The sequence below is a fragment of the Streptomyces sp. NPDC006430 genome (assembly GCF_040612395.1).
Classification (GTDB): Bacteria; Actinomycetota; Actinomycetes; order Streptomycetales; family Streptomycetaceae; genus Streptomyces.
In genome coordinates this window covers 13,773-26,452 of the sequence record NZ_JBEXQA010000034.1, presented here as the reverse complement: position 1 = coordinate 26,452, position 12,680 = coordinate 13,773, and the positions used below count along the sequence as shown (strand labels likewise).

7 protein-coding genes and 2 pseudogenes are annotated in these 12,680 nt (G+C 68.7%); 4 read left to right on the top strand and 5 right to left on the bottom strand.

The annotated features are described in order from the left end of the window. Window positions 1-92: 92 nt before the first annotated feature. Both ABZZ20_RS31200 and ABZZ20_RS31195 read right to left on the bottom strand, forming a co-directional pair. Entirely contained in the window at window positions 93-992 is a 900-nt protein-coding gene (locus tag ABZZ20_RS31200; RefSeq protein WP_356875395.1) for an NAD-dependent protein deacetylase, read from the bottom strand. 233 nt (window positions 993-1,225) lie between these two features. Further along, a pseudogene (locus ABZZ20_RS31195) lies at window positions 1,226-1,616 on the bottom strand (dihydrofolate reductase); the annotation flags it as partial. Between the two features lie 421 nt (window positions 1,617-2,037). On the opposite strand from ABZZ20_RS31195, the gene ABZZ20_RS31190 reads away from it, so the two are divergent. The 4 genes and pseudogenes from ABZZ20_RS31190 to ABZZ20_RS31175 all read left to right on the top strand — a co-directional run. Next, window positions 2,038-2,442 (top strand): transglycosylase SLT domain-containing protein, encoded by a 405-nt coding sequence (locus ABZZ20_RS31190; RefSeq protein ID WP_356875393.1) that lies wholly within the window; start codon window positions 2,038-2,040, stop codon window positions 2,440-2,442. A 185-nt stretch (window positions 2,443-2,627) separates the two neighbouring features. Beyond that, window positions 2,628-5,726, top strand: a complete 3,099-nt coding sequence (locus tag ABZZ20_RS31185; RefSeq protein WP_356875391.1) for a glycosyl hydrolase — start codon at window positions 2,628-2,630, stop codon at window positions 5,724-5,726. 700 nt (window positions 5,727-6,426) lie between these two features. After that, entirely contained in the window at window positions 6,427-7,278 is an 852-nt protein-coding gene (locus ABZZ20_RS31180; protein WP_356875389.1) for a GNAT family N-acetyltransferase, read from the top strand. A gap of 10 nt (window positions 7,279-7,288) precedes the next feature. Further along, window positions 7,289-7,715 (top strand): annotated as a pseudogene (locus ABZZ20_RS31175) (RNA polymerase subunit sigma-24); the annotation flags it as partial. A 93-nt stretch (window positions 7,716-7,808) separates the two neighbouring features. Here the strand turns inward: ABZZ20_RS31175 and ABZZ20_RS31170 are convergent. From ABZZ20_RS31170 to ABZZ20_RS31160, 3 genes are all read right to left on the bottom strand, one after another. Then, window positions 7,809-8,996 carry a serine hydrolase domain-containing protein gene (locus ABZZ20_RS31170; protein WP_356875387.1) on the bottom strand — a complete coding sequence of 396 codons (1,188 nt, stop codon included), beginning with the start codon at window positions 8,994-8,996 and terminating at the stop codon, window positions 7,809-7,811. A 195-nt stretch (window positions 8,997-9,191) separates the two neighbouring features. Continuing rightward, window positions 9,192-10,562 carry an erythromycin esterase family protein gene (locus ABZZ20_RS31165; protein WP_356875385.1) on the bottom strand — a complete coding sequence of 457 codons (1,371 nt, stop codon included), beginning with the start codon at window positions 10,560-10,562 and terminating at the stop codon, window positions 9,192-9,194. A gap of 671 nt (window positions 10,563-11,233) precedes the next feature. Next, window positions 11,234-12,352, bottom strand: coding sequence for a glycosyltransferase (locus ABZZ20_RS31160; protein WP_356875383.1), 1,119 nt, complete (start codon window positions 12,350-12,352; stop codon window positions 11,234-11,236). Window positions 12,353-12,680 lie beyond the last annotated feature (328 nt).

Sequence of the window (12,680 nt, the reverse complement as noted above, 5' to 3'; positions counted from 1 at the left end):
CGGAACGGGTACCAGCAGTCGGCCCCGCTCCGGGGCCCCGGGCTCAGCCCGTTCCTGCTCCCGTTCCCACGGATGCTCAGTCCCTGCCCGGTTCAGGCCGCCGCCGGGCCGTCGACGGAGATGTCCAGTCGGTCGGCCAGGGTGAGGAGGGTCGCCCCCAGGGGGAGCGCGACCCGGGTGACGGCGTGCTGGTCGCCGCGGGTCGGGTCGTGGTTGACGATCAACACCGGCTTCCCGGCCTGGGCTGCCAGGCGGACGAACCGGAGCCCGGACATCACTGTCAGCGAGGAACCGAGGACCAACAGCGAGGTTGCCTCGCCAACCAGTTCGCGGGAGTGCTCGACCCGTCGTGGCGGAACGGCCTCGCCGAAGAACACCACATCCGGTTTGAGGATGCCGCCGCAGCCCGAACAGGGGACCACCCGGAAGTCCCCGACCTGTTCGTCCGTGAGGTCGGCGTCGCCGTCCGGGTTGAGCCCGGCGGCTACCGGTTCGAAGCCCACATTGGCCTCCTCGAGGCGCCTGGCGAGTTCGCGGCGCGAGCTGAAGACGCCGCAGGAAAGGCAGACGACCCGGTCCAGGCTTCCATGGAGTTCCACCACGCCCTCGCTGCCGGCGGCCTGATGCAGGCCGTCAACGTTCTGGGTGATCACGCCCGAGAGCAAGCCGTGCCGCCCGAACGCCGCCACAGCCCGGTGTCCGGCGTTGGGCCGGGCACGACCGAACGTGCGCCAGCCGAGGTGACTGCGCGCCCAGTACCGGCGTCGGGCCTGGCTGCTGGCGGTGAATTCCTGGTAGGTCATCGGGGTATGGCGACTCAGGCTCCCGCCCGCACCCCGGTAGTCGGGGATGCCCGACTCCGTGGAGATGCCCGCCCCGCTGAGCACCAGCACACCGCCGGTCCTCAGCGCATCGGCGACGGGCTCCGGATCCGTGGTGCCAGGCCTCAGGTCCGCGGTGGGCGTCCAGCTCAGAGTGGGGCGCATGCGCATGCCGCCAGCGTACGGAACAGGTAGGGCACTGGCACAGGGCCGTGATGCCCGAGGGGCAACGTCGGGGCAGGCCCGGCACAGCTGCTTTACGGTCGCTGCACCTCAGGTCCGGTGGCGTCCCGCTCGACGACGGCAGCCTGCACCGTCGCATCACCTTCCGGGACAGCGGAGTGAGAGCCTTGACGGCCCGCAGGGTAGCGGGTGGGGTGCGCTCTGTAACGGGTCTGCGCTACGACCAGCCCGGCATCGAGCGGCGAGCTGATCGTGGCGCCGCCGACCTTGAGGACGCCGTCGAGGTCCTTGCCGCATTCCGATGACGCCGCTTCGGCGCGCTCGCGTGCGGCGGTAATGGCGTCGGGCAGCCCGAAGGTGACGAACGTCCGGTCGAGGTCGGTGAGCCGCACCGAATTCGGCGGCGAGCTCTTCACGACGATGAACGCGGGTTTTCCGACCTTGCCGGCGCCGTAGCCGGATGTGTCTTCCCAGCCGCTCGGCCCGTCGACCAGGTCGAAGAGCCGGCGGCCGAGGACGACGGCGCCCGAGCGGGCGGTTGCCTCACGCTGGACCCGGCGGTCGTCGGGAGTAGGAGAACGCCCAGGTGTGCAGGGCCTCGCCACCGGTGCCAGACCGTGGTCCGGGGCCGGGTGGTCCCTTCCGGGATCAGCTCTGCAGCCGCGCCACGCAAAGGGGTACGACCGATGACACTCGGTGAGATTCGGGTGCCCAGGAGGTGACTCGCCCCATAGGGCCCACGTCACATACGAACCGGGCTAGTAGTCTCCGAAGGCTCGATTTCTGTTATCTGATACCGGCTTCCACCTGCACGTATCCGCCCGGAGGTGGGGGAGGGGTGTTGGTCGCCGGCTGCGAGGGCCCCTAGTAAGAGGAGTCGTTGCCAGGGGGTCGGGGCGTCTGTAGAACTGGATGAGTCGCCGGGCGGCACGGGTCCTCACCCGCCGCCGACGAACCCCTCTCCATCGCGTGAGTGGCTCACGCATGTCTTCGGCATGCCGCGACCGTCCTTGTTCCCTTCGGAAGGTAGTCCGTGTCCAACTCCGTCATCCGCCGCATCGCCGCTTCGAAGAAGACCCTCGCGGGTACCGTCGTCGCCCTCGGTGTCGCCGGTTCCATGCTCGCCACGGTTCCCGCCCAGGCGGCCCCGATGAGCGCCAAGGCGATCGCCCAGCAGATGATCAAGGACCCGGCGCAGTTCGCGGCGTTCAACAACATCGTTTCCCGCGAGAGCGGCTGGGACTACACCGCCACCAACTCCTCCTCGGGTGCTTACGGCCTGGTCCAGGCCCTGCCGGCCTCGAAGATGGCCTCCGCCGGTTCCGACTGGAAGACCAACCCGGCCACCCAGATCAAGTGGGGTCTGGACTACATGAACTCCCGCTACGGCAGCCCCGTCGGCGCCTGGAACTTCTGGCAGTCCCACCACTGGTACTAAGCCACCAGCGGGCACGTAGTACACGCACGAGAACGCTCGGCCGGGATTTCCCGACCGGGCGTCTTCGCGTATCCGGGACTGGAGCCAGCCTGCTTCGGGGACGGGCACCGGCGTGAAGTATTGACCATCTGTCGCTGCGACCCTACGTTGTCGGCGTCCTGAGAGCGCTCTCAGAGAGGTTCCGTATGAAACCCCGAAGAAGTCTGGCGTTACTCTCCACGGCCGCTTTGGCTGCGACAGCTCTTGCCGCCAGTGTCAGCACCGGTGTTGCCTCCGCCGCCACCATCGAGGTGGGCAAGGGGAGTTACAGCGATGTCCGCCCCGCGGGCCGCCAGGGTCCGTCGAACAACGGGGGTCAGGCGGTCAAGCCCAAGGTCACGCCCGCCATGGCCGAAATGCCGGTGCCGACCAACGACTGGTGGTCTTCCCTCATCTTCCAGAGGTTCTCCAGCAACCCGTGGTCCGAGAACATGTACGGTCATCCGCTCACCTACAAGGCGGTTTCCGGAGGATTGGAGGTCGGCTACCCCACCGCGCATCAGATCGTCGGAGGGGGACGCCAGTACGAGTTCCCCCACAAGGCTGATCTGACCCTCGGCCTGACGGGCCTCAACTCGCCGGACACCAAGGCCGACGGGTGGAGCGACTGGACGGTCACCCCCTACTGGAGTGACGGCGCACGCACTCTCAGGGCGACCATCGGGCACGGAATGCCCTATGTGTACGCGGAGGGAACCGGCGGCGCGGCGCAGATCAGCGCAGCAGCCCCTCCGACTGTCTTCGCGGATCAGGGGAACGTTCTGGGCGTCACCATCGCCGGTCACCACTATGCCCTGTTCGCCCCGAGCGGCAGCGACTGGACCGTCACGGGTGCCGAGATCCGAGCCGACCTCGGCACCAAGGACTACTTCTCCTTGGCAGTCCTGCCCAGTACGGATGCCCTCGCCGACTACAAGAAGTACGCCTTCAGTTTCGTGACCGGCTCCAAGGTCGACTGGGAGTACGTCGAGGGCGACGGCAAGGTGAAGGCCACCTACTCGCTGACCACCCAGGCCAAGGAGGGCGCCGAGACCGGCACGCTTCAGGCGCTCTACCGCCATCAGTGGTTGCACACAACGGACCCCCTGACCGACTACAGCTACGTCTCCTCGCGCGGTGAGATGAAGGTCCGCGAAGGCACCTCCTTCACCACGGTCCAGAGCGTGAACGGTGTACTCCCGGGGCTTCCCAGCGCCGCGGGTGTTGACGAGGCCAAGCTCAAGAACTACATCAACGAGGTCCTGACCCAGGGCGACCCCCTCAGCGGCGCCATCGACACCTACTGGACCGGAAAGGCCCTGGGCAAGCTCGCCCAACTCGTCCCGATCGCGGACCAGATCGGTGACGGGGCCGACCGCGACAAGCTGCTCGCTTTGATCAAGGGACGCATGGAGGAGTGGTTCACCGTCGGCGGGCCCTCCGAGTTCTCCTACGACAGGGACTGGCGCACTCTCATCGGCTACCCGGCCTCGTACGGCAGCGACCAGGAGCTGAACGACCACCACTTCCACTACTCGTACTACGTGATGGCCGCAGCCGTAGTGGCGCAGTACGACCCCGCCTGGGCGGCGGACTCGGAGTGGGGCGGCATGGTCAAGGAACTCATCAAGGACGCCGCCAACCCCGCCCGGGACGGCACCAAGTACCCCTTCCTCCGCGGATTCGACGTCTACGCCGGCCACAGCTGGGCCGCCGGCCACGAGGCCTTCGCCGCCGGAAACAACCAGGAGTCCTCTTCTGAGTCCATCAACCTCAGCGCCGGCCTGATCATGTGGGGCTCGGCTTCGGGTGACAAGGCGCTGCGTGACCAGGGCGTCTACATGATGATGACGGAGTCGGAGTCCATCGCGCAGTACTGGTTCGACGCCGACCAGCAGGTCTACCCGCAGGACTTCACACACGACGTCGTCGGCATGGTCTGGAGCAGCGGCGGCGCCTACGCCACCTGGTGGACCGCCAACCCTGAGGAGATCCACGGGATCAACTTCCTGCCGGTGACTGGTGGCTCGCTTCACCTGGCGCGGGAGAAGGGCATGCTCCGCCGCAGCGTTGCCGAGATGGAGAGGGAGAACGGTGGTCCCGCCGTCGAATGGAAGGACGTCTTCTGGCAGGTCCAGGCGCTGTACGACCCGGTGAAGGCCATGGACTACTGGAACCAGTGGAACGGTGGCTACGTTCCCGAGGCTGGCGAGACCAAGGCCCACACCTATCACTGGGTCGCCACGATGAACTCCATCGGCGCACCGGACATGACGGTCACGGCCAACATGCCTTCGGCCGTGGTCTTCGACAAGAGCGGCACCAAGACGTACGTCGCACACAACTACGGCACTGAGGAGTGCTCGGTGCGCTTCTCCGACGGCAGCGTGCTGAACGTCCCTGCGAAGTCCACCGCCTCCGGTGCGGGCGACGACACTGAGCTCGGTACGCTCTGCGGCGCCAGTGGCGGTGGCGGCGGTGAGGAACCGCCGTCCGACGAGAAGCCCACCGCGCCCGGTACCCCCTCCGCCAGCGCCGTCACCGACACCTCCGTCACGCTGAGCTGGCTCGCCGCGACCGACGACAAGGGCGTCAAGAACTACGACGTCTTCCGCGGCGGCATCAAGGTCGCCACTGTCACCGGCACCACTTGTGTCGACTCCGGACTGACCCCCGGCACCCCCTACACCTACAGCGTCAAGGCCCGCGACACCGCCAATCAGGTCGGACCCGCCAGCGGCAGTCTGACCGTCGCCACCACGGGAGACGCTCCCCCGCCGTACGTCACGGGGGACACCTTCTACCTACAGACGGGCGGTCGACTCGTCACCTCGGCGGGCTCGGTGGCCTCCTCCGACATCATCCCGTCGGCCGGTGGCGCGAACAACGACGGAACCCCGAAGAACCCGTTGGTCTACGAGGTGAAGAACGTCAAGGGCACCTGGAAGTCGGGATCCGCGACTGCTTTCAACTTCAAGGTGGACGCCGGCACTTCCGTCGGTTACGCACAGCAGGTTCGCGTGTCCTACGACCTGACGGGTGACGGCACGTTCGACCGTGTCGAAACGTTCCGCTACTTCGCGACCGACCCCATCGCAGGGTGGGAGGACTACTCTTCGGCCAGGCAGGGACTGCTCTCAACCACTGGAACTCTGGGCGACCTCAACGGCGGCACCATCCGTGTCGAGGTCTGGAGCGCACTGGGCAACGGGCCGTCGACGATCCAGGTCGGATCCGGCTCAGTTCTGACCATCCCCTTCGCGTGAACAGGAACTCAGCTCGGTAGACGCACCGCCGGACCGCTTCAGCACGGAACAACCAGCAAGATCCAAAATCAGCGCATCAAGAAGCCCTGGCACCGAGGACAACACCCCCGGTGCCAGGGCCAGCCCCTGTGCACATCGGCGCATGCCGGCCTCAGCTCCCGCGGACCCGTCACTACCTGCATCGAGGCTGGCCGTTGATGCCATACGCCTGGCTTCCTTCCACGGAGGTCGCGTACGTGGCTCCGGGGCCTGCGTTGCCGAAGCCGCGGGCTGCCCCTGGTTCTCCGCATACATCCATGACCGGCAGGAGCAGTGCTCCAGCCGAACGAGGCCGTGGAACGGTGCCGCTCCTGAGCCGCCGATGCGCGTGACGGACCGCCGACACGGAGGAACGCCCCCCAGTTGCGTTCCTCCGGTTCCGGCACACATCCGCACGCCGCGGGAACGTCACCGATGGAGCTGGGGCGACGTCCGCCGCCGGTTCACCACCTCCACCGGGCGGTGGAGACCCATCGCAGCGGACGGGATCGAGCTGTTCCGGATCGCATCGGTCACGGTCAGCCGCTACCGATGCCGGGCCAGCACGATCGCCAACCCATGGCAGCCTGCAAACCCCGTCTGACGGCAGAGACCGTGGAGAGCCCGTTGCGTTGAGAGACGCACGGCGCGTTCTGTCGGTGCCCCTGTCTAGGGTGGGAGGATGAACGAGATAGAGATCGTGGCTGACCAGGGCGAGTGGCGGGGCGGGTTCGAGGAGCGGGTGCTGGCCGGGTACCGGGCTGCGGGGTGCTCGGAGCCTCTGGCGCAGGCGCTCCTGGAACGGGCGGTGAAGGGGATCGATGCCTGGACGGTGGCCACGGACGGCACCGGGTGGATCGCGGTCGGGGTGACGGAGGACAACGGGGCGACCGTGGGCCGGATCCACGACCTGACGCTGCCACAGGGGCGTGAGTGGGCCGAGCGGTGGTGCGTTCAGCACGGCGCCCAGCGGGTGGAGGTGCGGCTCACGGGCGGAGCGGGAGCGTTCGCCGACTACCCCGTGCGGGGACAGAACCGGATGCGCGCTGCGGCCGAACAGCCCGAGCTGCCAGCAGGCCTGACGGTCCGACGGCTTACCGAGGAGGAGTACCCCGGCTGGTACGCCGGTGAGGAGGCCGCGTACATCGCGGACATCGTCCGGGCAGGGGCTCTGACCCCGGAGCAGGCCAAGGAGAAGTCCGACCAGGACTTCGCCCGGCACCTCCCGCAGGGATACCTGACCCCGGGGCACGCCTTCTACGCGATGGAGGCCGACGGCCAGGTGATCGGCACCGGCTGGGTGAGCCACGGTTTCCTGCCGGGCGTGACCTTCGGCTTCTCGCTGGAGGTGTACGAGGAGCACCGCGGCAAGGGCTACGGCCGGGCCGCGATGACGGTCGGCGAGTGGGCCACCCGGCAGGGTGGGGACGAGGCTCTGATGCTCAACGTCTTCGGCGGCAACGAGGTCGCGATGGGCCTGTACGACAGCACCGGCTTCGCCGTGCTGGACGAGTACCGCTCGATCGAACTCTAGCTTCTGTCAGGTGAACGAGGTCCTGCCCCGAAGCCTGGCACCGAGCGTGCTCGCAATCCTCGTCCGCTGCGGAGCCGACGTCGCGGCGGACGAGGATCCTGTGCGACGCCGCCCGCCGCCGACGTGAGGGCCTCGTCACGAGGAGCCCGGCGCCCGGGCCCGCGCCCACGCTTGGACTACGCCCTCCAGCTCTCCTTCCTGTGCGCCCACCGTCGTCCGCCATCGTCCGCCGTCACCCTGCCGCTGCGCTCCGCCGGCGGACTGACCACCGCCAGACCACCCAGGCCCACCTGACGCCCGAGGCGACCATGGCGCAACGCACCAGCCGGGCCAAGCGCACCGTCCCCGGCGTGCGGGTCGACCAGGCTGGCGACGTCGCCACCGTGCTGCGCGGCCTCTCCTTCGTCTTCAACGAGGGCTACTCCGGCGACGTCGATCGCCGAGGACATCGAGATCCGGCAGACGGCACTCGCTCGCGACCGGCTGCGTCCGCGCACTGTAGCTGGGGGGCGACTGGTCACCCGTCGGGCTCAGCCGGTGCAGAACTCCGCAGTGATCGCCTGGATGATGCTGTTGGTCGGGTCGAGCCAGTCGTTGTTGAGGACGAAGGACATGGTGTGCCGGCCGTCGCGGGTGCCGCTCATCCACGTCGCGTAGCCCTGGATCGAGCCTGCGTTGCCGTAGACGGTGACGCCACAGGGCGTCCGCGCGATCACCACCCCGAGGCCGTATCGGAACGTGTCGGTTTGGGGGAAGGAGCCTGGGGTCGGAGTCAGCATCGTGCGCAGCAGCTGGGCTGGCAGTAGTCGCCCGCGGAGCAGGGCGGAGTCGAAGCGGTTGAGGTCGCCGACCGTGGAGATCATGTCGCCGTTGCCCGCGGCGAAGGAGGGGTTGTACTCCGTGACGTCCGTGACCTCCTGGACCTTCTGGCTGGCTGGGTCCGGCTTGGTGTAGCCGTGCAGGCGGGGGCCGGGGAGGAGGGGCGAACACCCGGGGAAGGACGTGGCGGCCAGGCCGAGGGGGCGGAGGATCCGGCGGGTGATCCGGTCGCCGTAGGACTGGCCGGTGACCTTCTCAATGACCATGGCAAGCAGCGAGTAGTTGGTGTTGGAGTATGCCCAGGAGGTGCCGGGGGCGAAATCCGGTCGGTGGTCGATCGCGGCGTCGACCAGTTCCCGCAGGGTGAAGCAGTGCGCCGGGTCCTGCACCACGATCTGCTCGATCCGGGGGTCTTGCGTGTACTCGTACAGGCCGCTGGTGTCGTTGAGCAGCATGCGGATCGTGATGGCCGAGCCGTCGTTGCCGTTGCGGTCGACGACGCCGGGAACGACGTCCGCCACGGTGTCGTCGAGGCGGAGGCGGAGGCGGAGGCGGCGGTCGGCGACGAGCTGGAGGACCGCGGTCGCCACGAACGTCTTGGTGACGCTGCCGATGCGGAACCGCATCTGCGCCCTGGGTCGTTCACCGGTCCGGAAGTCGGCGACTCCGGCCACCGTGTTGCGGACGTCGTGGCCCGTTCGCGACTGGGCGAGGGCGCCGGGCGAGCCCTGCTGAACCGCCTGGTCAAGAACGTTGAAGAGGGTGCTGCCGTGGTCGGGCCAGGGCGCCGGGGTGTGGTGGGCGGCGGCCGAGGCAGGGGTGACGAGCAGCCCGGGGCCGAGCAGGAGGACGAGTACGAGCCCTCGGAGGATGACGGAACGCAGCGGTGGGCGGTGCACGCAAATCCCTCCATCACGGCCGGTGAGGAACGGTGACGGTCACCGTCCGGTCGGGGTCGTCGGCTGGTGGCAGAAGCTGAGGTGATTCGGAAGTGGTCGTCGGGCGGGCGCCGGCGGGCTTCGGTAGGTGGCGGCGGCCTGGTCGTAGTGGACCGGGCCGTCGCTCGGTCGCAGGTGCTGGTGCCGCGGCGGCCGCTACTCCGGCAGGAGGTGTGCCGCGTCGGCGTGGTGCAGGTGGATCAGCAGGTCGGAGCTCGGGCGCAGTGCGGTGTCGGGCAGCGGGAACGGCCACAGCACGCCGATCTCGAACGTGGGCCGGGCCACGGTCAGCCACTGTCGGGCCGGTGGGCGGACGGTCTGCAGGTCCAGGAGGTAGTTGCGGTACGGCACCTTGTCCAGCGTGTACTCGTTGGAGCCCGGCTCGGGGGGTCCCACGGCGAAGACGCCCAGTGGCACCGGGTCCTGGGTGCTGTTGGCGTCGTAGGCGACGAAGGAACCGCCGCCGAAGCTCGTTCGGATGCTGGTGTAGCCACTGCCGAACCGGTCGCGCAGGAAGGCGCCTTCCGGCCGCGGGTAGTACGGACTGTTGCTGACGTAGGCGATATGGCCGTCGTGGGCGGCCAGCAGCGTCTTGCTGCCCGTCTGCTCGTACCACCAGGTGAGGTTGGCGGCCATCTGGGTGTCGCGGTAGAGGTCCTGCTGGATGAGCTGGTCCTCGTCGAGAGAGTCGAACGAGTAGAAGCGGGTGTCCTGGGCGATGACTCGGGCGTCCTGCACGGTCCATTCGAACGCCTTGCGGTCGTCTCCGGGCCGTTGGGCCTTCAGTAGTTCGTACGCCTGCTGGGCGCGCTGGGCCAGGTCCAGGCGCTGGTCCTGGGGACGGGCTGAAAACTCCCGGGTGGCGGCCAGCACGCTCCCGGTCGGGTGCCCGCGGTACAGCTCGGTGATCGTCGGGTACAGCCCCGGGTAGTGGCGGGCCACGTAGGCGATCACCCGGTCGTAGAGCTGAGGCTCGACGGGCGCGATGTCGTTGCCGGTGAACTGCACCTTCTGGGTGTGCCGGGTGTTGTGGGCCCGCATCCACCGAAACAGGTCCAGGTACTCCTGGTTGTTCCAGAGGCGGTCCGAGCTCTGGAAGACCTCCCGCATGATCTGCTGGATGTCACCCCGTCCGGTGAGCACCCACGCGTTGATGCGCAGCCCGGCGTTCCAGCCCGCCTCCCGGGCGAAGGACGTGAAGTGCTTCTCCTTCACCAAGTGGCGGAAGATGCGGTGCTGGAGGGTGAAGAACTGGTGGGTACCGTGTGTGGCCTCGCCCACGCCCACGATCACGGAGTCGCCGACCGCGCGGCCCAGCGGCGTGAGGTCGGCCGACCCGCCGACCGGATCGGTGGTGGACAACGGGTCCGCGGCCTGGGCCAGCGTCGCGACGACCGGGTCGCCGGAGGGCCCCTCCGCTCGGGCGGGCGGAGCGCACAGCACGAACAGCAGGGCGAGCAGCAGCGCCGGGACGAGTGCGGGCACGGCGAAGGGTCTGCGGAACGGCACATGGCGGAAGGGCTGCATGGGTTGCGCTTTCTGCACGGAGTCCGGGGCGTTCCCCCGGGCCAGCATGGGCACAGGCGGCGCCGGTCCTCGTGCCAGGCACGGCCGGTTAACTCGCCCGGCGGCCGTCCGTTAGCCCAAGGTCGTGAAGTTACGGATTGGGGTGGGGCGCGTCGTAGGCCGGCCTGGCCTGCCCGCTGCGCAATCGCCTGATCATCCGGGTCCGTCTCCGGTCGGGGCGGCCGATCGGCGGTTGATCGTCGCCCTCTTCCAACAGCACCCGAGCCGAGCCTGACGCTCGTCGGGCGCGACTGGAACGAGCTCGCTCGGCCGGTGCCCCGGCTGTCGAGAGGAGGCCGGTCCGCGAGGTCTGCCACCGCACGCTCGCCGAGCCCCTGGTGCGCTACTGATCCTGTGCCACGGGTCTGAACTGCAGTTGGGGGCTGTCGGGCTCTTGCCCTTCCCGGACAAACGGACGATGCGCTGATGGACGCGCCTGGACCCTGTGCTTGCGCGTGATCTGCAGGCCAACGCGCAGCGGCTCGTACGGTTGGTGACCGAGGACCTGCAGAGAGGCGTGGGAACAACTGCCCGTGGGCGGTGACGGTCCGGGCGCGGAGAACTGCGCTGCCAACCACGCACCGCCGCGTGAGTGGTTAGTCGCGTAGTTTCCCGCGCCCGTGTGGCCGGCGTTACCTGAGGGCCTCGAAGGAAGAGACGAGGTCGGTGGGGGAGGGGAGTGCGTTGATGTCGGCCTGGGTGGCGGCGGCAGCCTTGCGGAGGTCTTCGTCGGTGAGGAGGCTGCTGAGCAGGGCTGCGTCCACGCTGTCGCCACTTGCGCGGAGGGCGAAGCCCAGGCCCGTCGCGGCATCGACGTTGATGAAGTGGTCGGCGCCCTGCGGGAGTATCAGCTGGGGGACGCCCCGGGCGGCGGCGGTGAGCATGGTGCCGGAACCGCCGTGGTGCACGATCGCGTCGGCGGTGTCCAGTAGCTGGGCCAGTGGTACCCAGGGCAGCGGGCGGACATTGGCGGGAAGCGTGCCGAGCGGGCTCAGGTCGGTGTCGCCGACGGCGAGCAGGAACTCGGCGTCGACGGAGGCGGCCTCGGTGATCACTCGGGTGACCGGGTCGACGCCCGCGTACCTAGTCACCACCGTCCCGAGGGTGACGGCGATCCGGGGCCGGGAGCCGCGGGCTATGAGGTCGCCGGGCACCGTGCCGCCGCCGTTGTACGGCACGTAGCGGACCCGCCAGCCGGTGCCGTCCCCGCCAAGGGAGGCGGGCACGACGTCGAGGACGGTGCGGGTGGCCGGGCCTTCGACCTCGCGGGCCTGGTATTCGTCCGCCAGGAGTTCAGCGAGCCTGCCGACCATGCCGAAGCCGGACATCACACCGAAGTTGTGTACGACGGCGGGTATGCCGAGTGACGCTGAGACAAGTGGGGCGGCGGCCTGGAAGGCGGCGTGCACGATGAGGTCCGGCCGCCAGGCGGTGGCGACCGCGAGCAAGTCGTCGATGGTTACCCGGCTGTGTGCGGCGAAACCGGCTGCGGCCACCCGCTGGATGTCCTCCGGGCTGTTGCCGTTCGTGACGAACTGCGGATCGGTGCCGTCCGATGCGTGCCGGAAGGCCTCCATCAGCGTCGAGCCGTCGCCGATCTCGACGGTGGGCAGCCCGGTCTGCCGCATCTGGTCGAGCGGAGCCGAACCGGCGAACAACACCTGGTGCCCGGCGGCCTGGAGTGCCTGGGCGGTCGGCACCATCGGAAACAGATGGCCCGCTGCAGCGGGGCCGGTGAACAGGATGCGCACGGTGTTACTCCTTGGGTGGAGCTCCTTGATTCCTCTGACAGACCGTCGAACGTATTTGCTGCGGAGTCAGTTTCCTTCGAGTGGGCGATTTTCGGTCAATCCCGACGGGTGCCCGAATCGAGGGACACGCGTCGGCGGACTCACCACCGTCCGCTACGGCCGGGACCCTGAATCTCCCCACCTCAAAGAGCGTCTCCCCGACGAGGCGTGTCCCGCCACATTCCCGGTACAGGCAGCTACCGGGCCGCGCTGCTGTGGGTCTCGCGAGGAAGCGGGCGGTGGCCGCCGGAGGGGTAGGGGTGGCACTGGTCCTGATGGCGCGGGCGGG